This is a genomic window from Nocardia sp. CDC519 (genome assembly GCF_059509835.1).
Map to the genome: position 1 here is coordinate 1,486,003 of NZ_CM183377.1, position 15,483 is coordinate 1,501,485.

General features: G+C 69.5%; 12 protein-coding genes. 5 read left to right on the forward strand and 7 right to left on the reverse strand.

Annotation, left to right across the window (positions count from 1 at the left end):
- Window positions 1-152 precede the first annotated feature (152 nt).
- Complete coding sequence (locus AC5W7N_RS06660) at window positions 153-1,301, forward strand: serine hydrolase domain-containing protein (protein ID WP_195020197.1); 1,149 nt, start codon at window positions 153-155, stop codon at window positions 1,299-1,301.
- A 10-nt stretch (window positions 1,302-1,311) separates the two neighbouring features.
- On the opposite strand, the gene AC5W7N_RS06665 is transcribed toward AC5W7N_RS06660, so the two are convergent.
- On the reverse strand, window positions 1,312-2,097 hold the full coding sequence (locus tag AC5W7N_RS06665; protein ID WP_163817518.1) for a thioesterase family protein: 786 nt from the start codon (window positions 2,095-2,097) through the stop codon (window positions 1,312-1,314).
- Window positions 2,098-2,169: 72 nt separating this feature from the next.
- Complete coding sequence (locus AC5W7N_RS06670; protein WP_178128420.1) at window positions 2,170-2,928, reverse strand: HAD-IIA family hydrolase; 759 nt, start codon at window positions 2,926-2,928, stop codon at window positions 2,170-2,172.
- A gap of 326 nt (window positions 2,929-3,254) precedes the next feature.
- On the opposite strand from AC5W7N_RS06670, the gene fgd reads away from it, so the two are divergent.
- Window positions 3,255-4,265, forward strand: a complete 1,011-nt coding sequence (gene fgd, locus AC5W7N_RS06675; RefSeq protein WP_163817528.1) for a glucose-6-phosphate dehydrogenase (coenzyme-F420) — start codon at window positions 3,255-3,257, stop codon at window positions 4,263-4,265.
- Between the two features lie 194 nt (window positions 4,266-4,459).
- Here the strand turns inward: fgd and AC5W7N_RS06680 are convergent, their stop codons facing one another.
- On the reverse strand, window positions 4,460-4,966 hold the full coding sequence (locus tag AC5W7N_RS06680; RefSeq protein WP_495923411.1) for a nitroreductase/quinone reductase family protein: 507 nt from the start codon (window positions 4,964-4,966) through the stop codon (window positions 4,460-4,462).
- Between the two features lie 69 nt (window positions 4,967-5,035).
- Between AC5W7N_RS06680 and pta the strand changes: the two genes are divergently transcribed.
- Both pta and AC5W7N_RS06690 read left to right on the forward strand, forming a co-directional pair.
- Window positions 5,036-7,108: a phosphate acetyltransferase gene (gene pta / locus AC5W7N_RS06685; RefSeq protein WP_163817524.1), complete on the forward strand. Its 2,073-nt coding sequence runs from the start codon at window positions 5,036-5,038 to the stop codon at window positions 7,106-7,108.
- Between the two features lie 99 nt (window positions 7,109-7,207).
- The gene (locus AC5W7N_RS06690; protein WP_495923412.1) at window positions 7,208-8,410 is read left to right on the forward strand and encodes an acetate kinase; all 1,203 of its coding nucleotides are present in this window, start codon (window positions 7,208-7,210) and stop codon (window positions 8,408-8,410) included.
- Between the two features lie 48 nt (window positions 8,411-8,458).
- Here AC5W7N_RS06690 and AC5W7N_RS06695 read toward each other — a convergent pair whose 3' ends face one another.
- From AC5W7N_RS06695 to AC5W7N_RS06705, 3 genes are all read right to left on the reverse strand, one after another.
- Window positions 8,459-11,110: a serine/threonine-protein kinase gene (locus tag AC5W7N_RS06695; protein WP_495924046.1), complete on the reverse strand. Its 2,652-nt coding sequence runs from the start codon at window positions 11,108-11,110 to the stop codon at window positions 8,459-8,461.
- Window positions 11,111-11,415: 305 nt separating this feature from the next.
- Window positions 11,416-12,381, reverse strand: coding sequence for a glutamate ABC transporter substrate-binding protein (locus AC5W7N_RS06700; RefSeq protein WP_194990387.1), 966 nt, complete (start codon window positions 12,379-12,381; stop codon window positions 11,416-11,418).
- Complete coding sequence (locus AC5W7N_RS06705; RefSeq protein ID WP_163817350.1) at window positions 12,378-13,733, reverse strand: GlnX family signal transduction membrane protein; 1,356 nt, start codon at window positions 13,731-13,733, stop codon at window positions 12,378-12,380. The genes AC5W7N_RS06700 and AC5W7N_RS06705 overlap by 4 nt, the downstream gene beginning before the upstream one ends.
- Window positions 13,734-13,994: 261 nt before the next feature.
- On the opposite strand from AC5W7N_RS06705, the gene AC5W7N_RS06710 reads away from it, so the two are divergent.
- Entirely contained in the window at window positions 13,995-14,687 is a 693-nt protein-coding gene (locus tag AC5W7N_RS06710) for an NUDIX hydrolase (protein WP_195006843.1), read from the forward strand.
- A 57-nt stretch (window positions 14,688-14,744) separates the two neighbouring features.
- On the opposite strand, the gene thiE is transcribed toward AC5W7N_RS06710, so the two are convergent.
- Complete coding sequence (thiE, locus tag AC5W7N_RS06715) at window positions 14,745-15,443, reverse strand: thiamine phosphate synthase (RefSeq protein ID WP_163817355.1); 699 nt, start codon at window positions 15,441-15,443, stop codon at window positions 14,745-14,747.
- Window positions 15,444-15,483 lie beyond the last annotated feature (40 nt).

Below are 15,483 nucleotides of genomic sequence, written 5' to 3' on the forward strand. Positions count from 1 at the left end.
AGTCGGTCGCGGACCCGGCGTGTCCGGGGACCTGCTCGGGCTCCATCGACGACGGCCGCGGCGAGACGGCCTGCGGGGTAACCCCTGCACCTGTCGTGGGTCGCAGGATGAAACGGCTGCTCGCCGGGGCTGAAACGTGTTCTAATTTCGCTATGGCGGTCGACGGCAGATGCGATCCAGCGTTTCGCGCGGTACGCGAGGTGTTCGAGGCCAACCTGGCCGACGGCCGGGATACGGGGGCGGCCGTGGCCGTCTTCGTCGGCGGTGAGCCGGTCGTCGATCTCTGGGGCGGGGTGGCGGACGTGAAGACGGGGCGGGCCTGGGATCGGGATACGCCATGCGTGTCGTTCTCGTGCACGAAGGCCGTCACCGCGGCGGCGGCATTGATGGTCGCCGAGCGGGAAGGCATCGACCCCACCGCGCCGGTCGCCCGCTGGTGGCCGGAGTACGCGAGGCTCGGCAAGGAGAACACCACCACCGAAGACCTGCTGACCCACCGCGCCGGACTACCCGCGTTCACGCAGCCGCTGACTCCCGCCGATGCCGCCGACGCCGCGGCGATGGCCGCGCGCCTGGCCGCGCAGGAGCCGATATGGACACCGGGGACACGGCACGGCTATCACGCGCTGACCTTCGGCTGGCTGGTCGGCGAATTGGTGCGACGGCGCACCGGCGACACGGTCGGCGAGTTCGTGCGGGCGCATATCGGTAGCGAGTTGTGGATAGGTGCCCCGGCCGAGGTAGCTGCTCGCGCGGCCCGCGTCGGCTTCCCGCCGGAATCCCAGACGCAGTGGACAGCACAAGAACTCGCGATCGGCGACGATACGGTGCAGAACCTGGCCGCCGCCTACCGCGACCCCGGTTCGCTGCTCATGCGGGCCTCCACGAACCCGGCCGGCTCCTACAACGATCCCGCTGTGCTGGGTGGCGGCTGGCCCGGCGCCGGGATGGTCACCACCCCGCGCGCGCTGGCCACCTTCTATCGCGATCTGCTGCGTGGCCGACTGCTCGCCCCGGACACAGTGCGCGAGGCCATCCGTGAACGGGTGCGCGGGGCCGATGAGGTGTTGCTGCTGGACAGCGCTTTCGGGCTCGGTTTCATGCGGCCATCGCCCAGCTTCCGGCTGCCGCCCGCGGCCCGCGCGAGCGCCTTCGGCCATCCGGGCGCGGGAGGTTCGATCGGCCTGGGCGACCCGGACCACGATGTCGCGTTCGCCTTCATCCCGAATCTGCGCCGCGACGGGCTCGCGGGCGATCGCCGCGCCTACGACCTCGTCGAGGCGGTGTACGCGGCGTTGTAGGCCGCCGAGGTCAGCGCGGCGCGGTGAAATCGATCTGGCGGTGGGCGTTGGCGAGTGCGGTGACGACGCAGGTGCCGATCGGGCCGGTGCGGTCGTAGAGGGTGGCCGAGCCGACCGAAATACCCGCCGAGGCAATGGTGTTGTCGGCGCGCAGCCCGAGTTCGTGACCGATCGGCAGCCGCGCGAGGGTGAGCGTCATATCGGCGTTGATGTAGCCCTGGCCGTCCGAACCCCAATGGCACACATGGTTGGTGGAGTCGCCGAGGAACGCCGCGCGCTGGAATGGCGTGATCTCCTCGCCGGCGACCAGCGGCGGCAGGCTGTGCCAGGAGATCTTGCGGTCGGCGTTCTGGTTCGCGGCGATGTCATGGGTCCACTCCCGGTCGCCGCTCTTGAACAGGCCGCGCTCGCCCTCGGGGGAGAGGCGCCGCTCCGGCACCGGCAGCTCGAGCTCCGGGCTCCACACCTGGCCCGGCGGCTCCGAACCGGTGGTCAGGAACACCGCGGTCGCGCGGGCCCGTACCTCGTCGTTCTGCACGATTTCGGCATCGGCCACGAGGATCCGCTTACCCTCGCGCACCACTTCGCTGCGCACCGCGAGCGGCTCGTTCAGCACCGGCCGGAACAGATCGGCCGTCAGCCGGGCCGGGACGAACCCCGCCGGGCAATGCCGTTCGAGCTGCCTGGCCAGCGCCGCGCAGACGCCGGTGCCGCCGATCTGATTCGACGACCAGCGGCTGACCGCGAACCGTTCCGGGACGAGCAGGTCCCCGTCGGTGGTGAAGAAACTGACCATCCCGTCGGCACCCTTCGCGCGATCGTTCGTTCTGCGAAAGGTAACACGTGCCGATTTCCGCGGGCCCGCCGCTCAGTCGGCGAACGGCGTCTCGGTGCGGCCGATGAGATCGGCGACCGAATCCACCACGAGGGTGGGGCGGTACGGGTACTGCTCGACCGAAGCGCGGGTGGAGATGCCGGAGGTCACCAGGACGGTGCGCATGCCCGCCTCCATCCCGGAGATGACGTCGGTGTCCATCCGGTCGCCGATCATGACGCTGGTCCGCGAATGCGCGCCGATGCGGCGCAGCGCCGAGCGCATCATCAGCGGGTTGGGTTTGCCGACGTAGTACGGGTCCCGGCCGGTCGCGCGGGTGATCAGGGCGGCGACCGATCCGGTCGCGGGCAGCACGCCGTCGCGGGAGGGGCCGGTGGCGTCGGGGTTGGTGGCGATGAACCGGGCGCCGCGCTCGACCAGCCGGATCGCGGTGGTGATCGCCTCGAACGAGTAGGTGCGGGTCTCGCCGAGCACCACATAGTCCGGGTCGCTGTCGGTGAGCACGTAGCCGATCTCGTGCAATGCCGTGGTGAGCCCGGATTCGCCGACCACATAGGCGGTGCCCTCGGGGCGTTGATCGTTGAGGAAGGTGGCGGTGGCCAGCGCGGAGGTCCAGATCGCCGACTCCGGAATGTCGAGCCCGCTGTGGCGCAGCCTGGCCTGGAGATCGCGCGGCGTGCGGATGGAGTTGTTGGTGAGGACCAGGAACGGGATCTCTTTGTCGCGCAGTTCGGCGAGGAACTCGTCGGCGCCGGGGATCAGATGATCCTCGTGCACGAGCACACCGTCCATATCGGTCAGGTAGGAAAGGATCCGATCGTCTGCGGAGGTCACCCGGCCAATTGTCCGCTATCGGCCGCGCCGCGGCCCGCATTGCGTGACACATCACCCCTATGCGCGCCCGGCCAGTGCGTCCGAGCGGCGATTCTCCCGGCGGGGGTTCAGCAGCCGGGCAGCGCTGGTTATGGTCGAGGGCGGGTCGCGCTCAGTGCGGCGCGGCAGCGATATCGGGCGCGGCACCGGGAACAATCCCCGGCGGCCCTCGGCTGTATCGGGCGATCGCGGAAGCGGTGCAATGGTGTGCGGTGACCCCGCACGAAGCGACAGGAGTGGCGCAGGTGGCGGATCTCAAACTCGGGTACAAGGCGTCGGCCGAACAGTTCGGGCCGAGGGAGCTGGTGGAGCTGGCGGTGCTGGCCGAGGAACACGGCCTCGACAGCGCGACGGTCAGCGACCACTTCCAGCCGTGGCGGCACAAGGGCGGGCACGCGCCGTTCTCGCTGGCCTGGATGGCCGCGGCCGGTGAACGCACCGAGCGCATCCTGCTCGGCACCTCCGTGCTCACCCCGACCTACCGCTACAACCCGGCGGTGATCGCGCAGGCCTTCGCCACCATGGGGTGTCTGTATCCGAACCGGGTGATGCTCGGCGTCGGCACCGGTGAGGCGCTCAACGAGATCGCCACCGGCTACACCGGCGAATGGCCGGAATTCAAGGAGCGTTTCGCACGGCTGCGCGAGTCGGTGGAGCTCATGCGCGCGCTGTGGACCGGCGAGCGCACCGATTTCGACGGGCAGTACTACCGCACCGTCGGCGCCTCGATCTATGACGTGCCCAAGGGCGGTATCCCCGTCTACATCGCCGCCGGTGGCCCGCTGGTCGCCAGGTACGCCGGCCGCGCCGGTGACGGTTTCATCTGCACCTCCGGCAAGGGCATGGACCTCTACACCGAGAAGCTGATGCCCGCCGTCGCCGAGGGCGCGGCCAAGGCCGGCCGCGAGGTCGCCGATATCGACCGGATGATCGAGATCAAGATCTCCTACGACACCGATCCGGAACTGGCGCTGGAGAACACCCGGTTCTGGGCGCCGCTGTCGCTGACCGCCGAGCAGAAGCACTCGATCACCGACCCGATCGAGATGGAGGCCGCCGCCGACGCCCTGCCGATCGAGCAGATCGCCAAGCGCTGGATCGTCGCCAGCGATCCCGACGACGCCGTCGCCCAGATCAAGCCGTACCTGGACGCGGGCCTCAACCACCTGGTCTTCCATGCCCCCGGGCACGACCAGCGCCGGTTCCTGGATCTGTTCCAGCGCGATCTGGCGCCGCGGTTGCGGGCGCTGGGTTAGTCGGCTGCCGCGGCCCGGCTCGTACGGTGGGCCGGGCCATGATCTCCCGTTACCGCCGCGAGAGGTCGTCGGCGCCGGTGTCGACCGAGCACGCCGATGGCACGCGGATCCGGATGCCGGCGTAGGCGATCGGCTGGTCGTCGCCCGTGCCGGTCGACCATGCGCTCGACGGGCATCGCCCGGACAGGCGCGAATCAGGCGCGGGTGAGCGCGAAGATGCGCAGATCGCGGGTGGTGCGTTCGCGGTACGCGGCGTATGCCGGGGTGACCTCCACGAATCGCTCGTAGACGGCGTCTTTGGCATCGTCCGGCACCGGCGTCGCGGTGACCGGGATCGTTTCACCCGCGATGACGACCGTCGCCGCCGGATTCGCCAGCAGGTTCGCCGTCCACGCGGGGTGGTGGGCCTGGCCGAAGTTGCTGCCGACCACGTAGAGCGTGTCGCCGTCGTGCACGTACAGCAGCGGCTGGGTGCGCGGCTGCCCGGATTTGCGTCCGGTGCTGGTGAGCAGGATGACCGGCGCGCCGATCGGCCCGAGCAGGGTGCGCTTGCCGTTGGTACGGCGCAGCACCGCGCGGTCGGCGGGGGTCAGCGTGCGGATCAACCACGATCCGGGCTTGCTCGCGGCGATCGGATGCGCCAACCGCGAGAGCAGACTGTCGCGGGAACCCCATTGCGTATTCGGAAACGGCTCGGCCATTCCGGGGACTATATCGGCGGGGCGAACGTCACCCGGTCCGATTGCCGCCGGTTCACTAAGCTCTGCGATATGGCCGACCTAGCTCCGTCCACCGTGTACATCGCGTCACCCGAAGGCGACACCGGCAAGAGCACGGTGGCGCTCGGCGTCTTGCAGATGCTGTGCGCGACCACCGCGCGGGTCGGGGTGTTCCGGCCGATCACCCGCTCCACCGACGAGCCCGACTACATCCTGGAGTTGCTGCTCGAGCACAGCACGGCCGATATCGAGTACGCGCAGGCCATCGGCGTCACCTATGAGCAGGTGCACGCCGATCCGGACGCCGCGATCAGCGAGATCGTGATGCGCTTCCACGAGGTCGCCAGGTCCTGTGACGCGGTGGTGGTGGTCGGCAGCGATTACACCGACGTGGCCAGCCCGAGCGAGCTGCGCTACAACGCCAGGATCGCGGTGAATCTCGGTGCCCCGGTGCTGCTGGTGGTACGTGGTTCCGAGCGCACTCCCGACGAGGTGAAGCAGCTGGCCGAGCTGTGTTCGTCGGAGCTGTCGGCCGAGCACGCGCAACTGGTCGCGATCATCGCCAATCGCTGCGCTCCCGATCAGCTGGAACAGGTGTGCGCGGCGCTGTCCGGTTTCGAGGTGCCGTCGTGGACGCTGCCGGAAGTGCCGCTGCTGATCGCGCCGACCATGGCCGAACTGTGCGCCGCGATCGACGGCGAGATGTACAGCGGCGACCCGGAGCTGCTGCATCGCGAGGCCATGAAGATCATGGTCGGCGGGATGACGGCCGAGCACATTCTGGAACGGCTGGAAGACGGGGAAGTCGTCATCGCACCGGGCGACCGGTCCGACGTGCTGCTCAGCGTGGTGAACGCGCATGAGGCCGAAGGCTTTCCGTCGCTGTCGGGCATCATCATGAACGGCGGCCTGCTGCCGCATCCGGCCATCGCCCGCCTGATGACGGGTCTGAAGCCGAAGCTGCCGATCCTCACCACGAACCTCGGCACCTACGACACCGCTGGCGCCGCGCACCGCACCCGCGGCCGCATGTCGGCCGACAATCCGCGCAAGGTCGATACCGCGCTGGCGCTGATGGAACAGCACGTCGACGCCGGCGAATTCCTGCGCAGGCTGGAGGTGCCACGCTCGACGGTGGTCACTCCGCAGATGTTCGAATACCAGCTCATCGAGCGGGCGCGGGCCGACCGTAAACGCATCGTGCTGCCCGAAGGCGACGACGACCGGATCCTGCGCGCGGCCGGCCGGGTGCTCCAGCGCAAGATCGCCGACCTGATCATTCTCGGCGACGAGACCGCGATCCGGGCCCGCGCCGCCGAACTCGGCGTCGACATCGCCGACGCCGAGGTGCTCGATCCGCGCACTTCCGAACACCTCGAAGAGTTCGCCCGGGAATACACCGAACTGCGCAAACACAAGGGCATGACGCTGGAGCGGGCCCGCGAAACCGTCACCGACATCTCCTATTTCGGCACCATGATGGTGCACAAGGGCATTGCCGACGGCATGGTGTCCGGTGCCGCGCACACCACCGCGCACACCATCCGGCCGTCGTTCGAGATCATCAAGACGGTGCCCGGCGTGTCCACGGTGTCGAGCGTGTTCCTGATGTGCCTCGCCGACCGGGTGCTCGCCTACGGCGACTGTGCCGTGGTGCCCGACCCGACCTCGGAGCAGCTGGCCGATATCGCGATCTCCTCGGCCGCGACCGCCGAGCGTTTCGGGATCGATCCGCGGGTGGCGATGCTGTCGTACTCCACCGGTGAATCCGGTAGCGGCGCCGATGTGGACAAGGTGCGGGTAGCCACCAAACTGGTCCGTGAGCGCGCGCCGCAGCTCCTGGTGGAGGGCCCGATCCAGTACGACGCCGCGATCGAGCCGACGGTGGCCGACGCCAAACTGCCCGATTCCGAAGTCGCCGGGCGGGCAACGGTGTTCATCTTCCCCGACCTCAACACCGGTAACAACACCTACAAGGCGGTGCAGCGCAGCGCGGGTGCGATCGCGATCGGTCCGGTGCTGCAAGGTCTGCGCAAGCCGGTCAACGATCTGTCTCGCGGCGCGCTGGTCACCGATATCGTCAATACCGTCGCCATTACCGCGATCCAGGCGCAGGGCGAATGAGCCCGGCTGTCCGGCCGGTCACAGGGCGGAACAAGCGGGTCGGGGGTCGGGTTACCGGTGGTGTGGCGGTGCGGTGCTCGCGCCGGCGGAGGAGGCGTGATGGGTAACGAACGGGTGCTGGTCATCAACTCCGGCTCGTCATCGATCAAATATCAGCTGCTGGAACCCGAATCCGGGGTCGTCGCCGCGTCCGGCCTGGTGGAGCGCATCGGTGAGGACGACGGCCGGGTCGAACACACCGTGGACGGGCAGACGGTCGAGCGGCGCGGACCGATCGCCGATCACACCGCGGGGCTGCGGCTGGCGTTCCGGATGTTCGCCGACTCCGGGCACGACCTGTCCGGCGAGGGGGTGGCCGCGGTCGGGCACCGGGTGGTGCACGGCGGCGAGGTGTTCTACCGGCCGACCCTGCTCGACGATCGCGCCATCGCCACCATCTCCGAACTGTCCGCGCTCGCACCGCTGCACAATCCGGCCAATGTCATGGGTATCGAAGCCGTGCGAGAACTGCTGCCCGATACCCCGCAGGTGGCGGTGTTCGATACCGCGTTCTTCCATGATCTGCCCGACGCCGCGAAAACCTACGCGATCGACGCGAAAGTCGCGCAGGCGCACGGTATTCGCCGTTACGGGTTTCACGGAACCTCGCACGAGTACGTATCGCGGCGGGCGGCCGAAGTGCTCGGGCGGGCGCCGGAAGAGGTCTCGCAGATCGTCTTCCACCTCGGCAACGGCGCCTCGGCGTCGGCGATCCGGGGCGGCAGGGCGGTCGATACCACCATGGGCCTGACCCCACTCGAAGGTCTGGTCATGGGCACGCGTTCCGGCGACCTCGACCCCGGCATCATCGCGCATCTGATGCGCACCGCGAACATGGATATCGACCGGGTCGACCAACTGCTCAACCGCAATTCGGGACTCAAGGGACTGTCCGGCGTCAACGATTTCCGTGAACTGCGCAGGCTCATCGATGGCGGTGATCAGGCCGCGCGGCTGGCCTACGACGTCTACATCCACCGGCTGCGCCGCTATCTCGGTGCTTACCTGATCGAGCTCGGCGGGGTGGACGCGATCACCTTCACCGCGGGGGTCGGGGAAAACAGCTCCGATGTCCGCGCGGACGCCCTGGCCGGGCTCGAGCGATTCGGCATCGCGGTCGATCCGGAGCGCAACACGGCGAAAGACCGTTCGGCGCGGATCATTTCGCCTCCGGACGCGGAGGTGGCCGTGCTCGTCGTGCCGACGAACGAGGAACTCGCCATCGCGCGGGCGGCGCAGACGGTCGTGGCAGAGCACGGATAGGCGTCGGTGTCCTCCGGTCCCCGTTACGGATCGGAGCGTCCGGCGCGCTCAGAACCAGGTCTGTGCCCGGATGGCGTTGGCGAGATCGACCAGTGCGTAGCGATGGGTGCGATTGGGGGAGATGCGGGCAAGGGTGCGCAGGCCGGATTCGGTGCCGTCGCGCAGATCGCGTTCGGTGAACGGCTCGCCCAGCAGCGTCGCGTCCGGGCGTTTGGGGGTGTGGCCGGCCTGTAACCAGGCCAGGGCGGTGCCGAGCACCAGCAAGCGCAATTGCACCGCGCGATGCTCGTTCGACGGCAAGGCCTGCACTCGAGCGGCCGCGAATTGCAGGGTGGTCTCATCGAGTTCGGCGGGCGCAGCCGCGGTGAGCAGGAGCAGGACCGCCGTCATCCGCGCGGTGGTGAAGTAACGGGAGGTGGCTGGGACCTCGTCGAGGGCATGGACGGCGTCGTCGACCCGGCCGGCCGCGATCAGCTGCCTGGACAGACCGAACGCCGCGCTCACCACCCCGTGATCGGTGCGCCAGACGGTCGCGTAGAACTTCTCCGCGTACGCGCGCCACTGCTCGGGATCGGGCGAATCCCAGTGTTGCAATACCAGTTCCGCGGTAGCGGCGAGCGCCAGCTTGGGTGCGATCTCACCGGGCAGCACGCTCAGCACCGCGTCGAAGCGGGCGAAGGCCTTCTCGAAATCGAGTTCGACCAGCTCGGCCAGGCCGGTGTACCAATCCACCCGCCAATCTCGTTCGGCGGCCGGGATACCAGCGAGGACATGGGTGAGGGCCGCCGGTTCCCCGCGATCCAGATGTACCCGTGCCTCGGCCAGCCGCAGCTCCGTCTCGAGATTCGGCGGTGCGTTGTCCGGGTCGGCGGCGGCGCGTTCGCGTGCGTCGTCCAGGGCCTCGAGCGCATGCTCGGGGTCGGGGTGCACGGCGGCCGACAGCAGTGGTGCGGACGGATCGGCCGGGTCGACGACCGGCACCGGAAGGGCGAGGGCCACCTCACGCGCGGACAACTTGCTGCTGCGCGGAACGCCATCGGCATAGGCGTCGGTCTGTCCCAGCAGTTCCTCGGTGCCGAACCCGGCCCGCTGTGGACTGAACACTGTGGACAGCTGTGGATGTTCGACGCCGGTCTCCATCGCGAGGATCTCGCGCAGCACGCCGGCCAACTGCGCGGACATGGCGCGGGCGGAGGGGAAGCGGCGCGCCGGATCCGGGTCGGTGGCGCACAGCAGCAGCCGGTAGAAGAACTCGTGCCGGGCCAGCACGGGATGCTCGGATGGATCGGGGATGCCGTCGAGGTAGCGGCCGTGTTCCATCGGCATATCGACCGTCAGTACCGCGAGCGTGCGGCCGACGGTGTAGATGTCGGTGGCGACGGTCGGCCCGGTCTTGGCGATCTCGGGCGCCTGGAAACCCCTGGTGCCGTAGAGATTTCCGTAGGCCTCGATGGTGGCGACGGCGCCGAGGTCGATGATCTTGACCTGGTCCTCGGTCACCATGACGTTGTCGGGTTTGAGGTCGTTGTAGGTGAGGCCGATCGAATGCAGATGGTCCAGCGCGGGCAGCACCTCGAGCACATAGGCGATGGCCTCGGCGATCGGCATCCGCTCGGATCGTGGATAACTGTCGAGAATGTCGCGCAGCGATCGCCCGCCCACGTACTCCATGACGATGTAGCCCACCGTGGTGCCGTCCGAACCGGTGTGCTCCACGAAATTGTGGATCTTGACGATGCTCGGATGCGCGACCTCGGCCAGGAACTGCCGCTCCGCCATCGCGACGGCCTGTGCCTCGGCGTCCTTGGTGTGCAGTAGCCCCTTGAGCACCACCCACCGATCACTGACATTGCGGTCGATCGCCAGATAGATCCAGCCGAGCCCACCGTGCGCCAGGCAGCCCTGGATCTCGTACTGACCCGACACCATGTCGCCGGGATGCAGGGAGGGGCGGAAATCGAACGGCGCGCCGCAATTGTCACAGGTGCCGACGGTGGTGCCGGGATGCGTCGGCGTGGTGCGGCCGACCGGGGAACCGCACCGCCAGCAGAACCGTTTCCCCTCCGCCACCACCGGATTCGCGAGCACCGCCGAGCGCGGGTCGGCAGGCTCCACCGTCGGAATCTCCACCAGCCCGGCACCCAGTTTGCGCACCGCAGGACGCGAGAGCGCCGTGCGCACACTGCGACCAGAGGTGCGCATGGTTGCGGCCGAATCACTCGCTGATGTGGGGACTCGGCCAGGAGTTGCTCGAGTGCCGGGGAACGCCTGGGTGCCGGGGCCGAGCTGCGTGCCGGGAAAATCCTGTGGCCCTGGGAATGCCTGGGTGCCGGGGGACGGTGGGGTGCCGGTGTCGGTGTGGGTGTCGCGGGGATCTGGGGCGCCGGGAGTGAGTTGGGTGCCGGGAAAATCCTGTGGCCCTGGGAATGCCTGGGTGCCGGGTGCCGGTGGGGTGCCGGTGTCGGTGTGGATGTTGCGGGGATCTGGGGCGCCGGGAGTGAGTTGGGCGCCGGGGGAGGCGGGTGGCCCTGGGAACGCTTGGGTGCCGGGGGACGGTGGTGCGTCCGCTTCGGTGTGGGGGCCGGACACCGCCGGTGTGCTGGGGAATGCCGGGGGTCGATCCTCGGCGGCGCCGGGCTCGGCTGGGGTGGCCCGGGTGCTCGGGGGTTGGTGCGCAGCCGATTCGGCTGCTCCGGGCAGGTCTGCGGCGGCTGCGGCGACCGGAGCATGCTCGGGCGTGACCATCGTTGTCGGAGCGGGAACCGCGATCGGGGCCGGTGTCTCCGGCGGCGGGACGGTATCGGAGGGCCTCGGGGTCGCACCGGTGTCGGCTTTGGCGTGCCTGCCTCGGGTTCCGGCCGGACGTTCGGAGGGCCGGGTGGGTTCGGCGTCCGCCGGATCGGCCCCGGCGGGCACGGCCGCACCGGGATCCGCGGCAGCACTCGGCCCCGCGGCATCGCCGGATGCCGCGGGTTCGTGTGGGCCTGCGCCGGTGTCGTGCATGGTCAGTCCTGATAGACCGGTTCGGGCGGGCGGGGGGTTTCGCCGAGGACCGAGAGCCAACGGTCGTAGATGCGGGTCCAGGTGCCGTCCGCGCGGATACGGGCGAGGGTCTTGTTGACGAACCGCACCAGATCGTCGTTGCCCTTGGAGATGCCGATGCCGTACGGCTCATCGCTGATACTCGGCCCGACGATATGGGTGTAGGGATCCTGTGCGGCCAGGCCGGCCAGGATCGAGTCATCGGTGCTGACGGCGTCGACCTGGCGCTGTTGCAGCACCACCAGGCAGTCGGCCCAGGTGGGCACGGTCAGGATGGTGGCCTTGGGCTCGTAGCGCCGGATGTGATCCACCGAGGTGGTGCCTGCCACCACACAGACCCGCCTACCGGCCAGGTCGGCGAGGCTTTCGATGCCGGAGCCCTTCACGGCGAGCACCCGCTGATGCGCGAGCAAATAGACCGTGGAGAACGAAACCCGTTGCCGCCGATCACAGGTCACGGTCATGGTCTTGACCACCAGATCGACCGAATGCTCTTGCAGCGCCTTCTCCCGATCGGCCGAGGACAAGCTGCGGTATTCGATCAGATCCGGGCTGCCGAGCAGATCACGGGCGACCTCCCTGGCGATATCGGCGTCGAAGCCGACGATGGCGCCGCTGATCGGATCGCGGAAGCTGAACAGATTGGAACCCGCGTCCAAGCCGACCACCAGCCGTCCACGGGCGCGGATGGCGTCGAGAGTCGGCCCGTCGGCGGCATTGTCGGGCCGCAGGCTCGCAGTCGGATCGCCGCAATCGGGTTCGGGTTCGGGTGAGACGTTCGCGTCGGTCGCGATGGTGGCCGCCTGCGCGGGCAGCGGCGGCTCGGTGAAATCGATACCGTCGATGCCGGTGCGGGTGACCGGCTCGGCCGTACAGCCGCCGATCAGTGCGACCGCGGCGAAGACGAGCGCGGTACGAACGGTTTTCATCGATACTCCCGCAGTCGGGGCCAGACACCGAGGGCGACGCAGGCCGCGCCGAGGATGCCGAGGATCAGCGCGCCCGGGGCGAGGAAATCCAGCACCCGCGCGCTCTGTGAGATGTCGTCGCGCAGGTTGTCCCTGGTATCGGCGATTCCGGCGGCCAGTGCCTGATCGAGGGCGTCCACCTGGGCGGCGGAATCGCCGGCGCCGGGGCCGGTCGCCACCGCCGCGGCGGCGACGAAATCGCCACGGTCGAGGGCCTCGTTCATCCGTTGGTGCGCGGCATGCCAACGGTCGAGTGCCGCACGAGCGTCCGCGGCGCCGGGGGCGTCGTCGGCGAGTAGTTCGGTGAGCCTGGTGCGGTTGGCGTCGTAGGTGAGGTCGTAATCGCCGGTGGCGTCGCGGCGCACCAACTTCAGGGTTTCCGCCGACCTGGCCTGCTGGGCCAGGATGCGGCTCTCGGTCAGGCGGTCGGCCGCTCGGGCAGCGTCATCGCGGCCGCGGATCATCGCGGTGGCCGAGATGGATCCCGCCACCACCGTCCAGATCAGCAACAGCAGCACCGCGCCCGCGGCGAGCAGCAGCCCCGGATTGAACGTGCGGTGCCAGCGCCGCGCGAAATCGACTTGGGCCCAGACCAATCCGGCCAGGGCGAGGACCAGCAGCGCGATCGCGATCCACGGCGGCCGGACATGACGACGTTGGGCGTCGTCGACCGCGTCGGAGCGGTGCTGCTGGAGTTCACCCGCCATCGGCAGCAGCGTGGTCTGCATCTGGTTCGACGCTTCGCTCAGGTAGGCCGCACCCACCGGGTAACCGCTGCGGTTGTTGGCCCGTGCCGTCTCGATCAACCCGGTGTACACCGGGAGCCCGGTCGCGATGCCGGTGCGCAACCGCTGGTCGGGGCCTTCGCCGGACAGTGCGGCGAGTTCGGCCGCCGATTCGCCGACCGCCTGGCTGTAGCGGTCGCGCACGTGCTGTGGTTCCAGTCCACCGGAGATGAACGCGGTCGCCGCGGCGGCGTCGGCCACCGAGAGCGAGGTGTAGATCCGGTGTGCGGAATGCGCATCGGGTTCGGTTTCGACCAGGAGTACGTCGAGCCCGTTCTGGCGTTCGTTGACCGTCGCCGCCGTCGTCGCACCGGCGGCCAGGCACACCACGGCCAATAGTAGGCCCACCCCGATCAACCGGCCCGGCGTGGACCGGGCGAAGGACCGTAGATTGGCCGGGTCGAGCTGCTCACGCATCGCCCGCACATGCGGACGCACCGGGAGCCGTCGCCCACTCCCGTTCGGCGGCTCGGAATCGGTCGCCGGCTCCAGTACCGCCGCCGCCCGATCCGCTGCCAACCGCGTCATGTCCACCTCCCCGCTCAGGGGCGCCTGTTTGCGCTGTTTCGGAGCCTATTCTGTCCGGCCCCGTCCCGTGCGCCGACAACTCATCCGGCCTCGGTGACCGGTCGTCGGCGTCGTCAACCGGCCAAGGTTAGTGCCATGAGGCCGATGTGTGTGGCGTGTCGCCGATCCCGGCCGGGTTCGCCGGGTGTCGCGCGGAGGCCGCCCACACGAGGCGGCGCGTGCGGCACTATAGGGAGTGCCAGGTGACGAGGATGGTGCGAAATGCGTGGTGACGGCGACGGCTGGTCGCGCGGACCGGATGGGGTCCGCCACTGGGGAAAGTTCGGGGCTGCCGGCCTACTGCTGCGGGCGCCGCTGGAGGGCGGCGGCTCGGCGGTCCTGTTGCAGCATCGTGCCCCGTGGAGCCACCAGGGCGGCACATGGGCGCTGCCCGGCGGGGCACGCGACAGCCATGAGACACCCATGCACGCCGCGGTCCGCGAGGCATGGGAGGAAGCCGGAATCGCCTCGACCGACGTGCGGGTGCGCGCCGAACGGGTGACGGCTTGCGCGCCGAGTGGCTGGACCTATACGACCGTCGTCGCCGACGCGGCGCACACCTTGGCGACCAGTGCGAACCGGGAGAGCGTCGAGCTGGCCTGGGTACCGGAAGACGAAGTGGACGCGCGCCCCCTGCACCCGGGTTTCGCGCTGGCCTGGCCCGAACTGCGCGCCGTGCCCGCGCGCGTCGATCTGGCGGGCATCGCCCAGGCTCCGGCCCTGGCCGCGGCCCTCCCACGCACCGTCGACCTCGCCGAGCAGGGCTTCATCTGGCTGCACGCGGTGGCCGACGGGCCGGGCGATTTCGCGACGATCGTCGAGGGGCTCGCGGAGCTGACCGCGAAGGACATCGCAGCGCACCAGGTCGAGACGTCGACCACGCTGGCGTTGACCACGGGCCAGATCCTGTCCTGATCGGCGATCGGCCTGCCACGTGCCGGGCGCGGGCCCCACGCGCTGCCGCTGTCGCGATCAAACGTTCGCGAGCAACGCCGCTTTCAACTCCCGCGCCGCGGCTTCCGGGTCACGAGCCTCGGTGATCGCCCGCACCACCACGACCCGGTCGGCCCCGGCGGCCAGTACTTCCGCCAGGTTCTGCGTATCGATACCGCCGATGGCGAACCAGGGACGGGTCGGATGCGCTTCGGCGGTCGAGCGGACCAGGTCGATCCCGGCGGCCTGCCGGTTCGGTTTGGTGGGCGTGGCCCAGACCGGCCCGGTGCAGAAGTAATCGATGTGCTCGTCGATGGCGGCAAGCCCGGCCTGGGCGCGATTGTGCGTGGAGCGGCCGATCACCACGTCGGGGCCGAGGATGCGCCGGGCGTACCACGGCGGCAGATCGCCCTGACCGAGATGCAGCACGTCCGCGCCGGCGGCCAGCGCCAGATCGGCCCGGTCGTTCACCGCGACGAGCGCACCGTGCCTGCGGGCGGCGGCCTTCAATTCGGCGAGGGCGCCGAGTTCGGCCTTGGCCTCGAGCGGGCCGAACTTCTGCTCGCCCGGTGACCCCTTGTCGCGTAGCTGGATGATGTCGACCCCGCCCGCGAGCGCGGCCTCGGCGAACTTGGCCAGATCGCCCTTTTCCCTGCGGGCGTCGGTGCACAGATACAACCGCGCGGTAGCCAGGCGCTCCCGTGGCGGCAGCGGTCGGTTCGGGTGGGAGGGTTGCACGCCTTCGACCGTAGCCGCGCTACCGTGGGTATGCGAACAC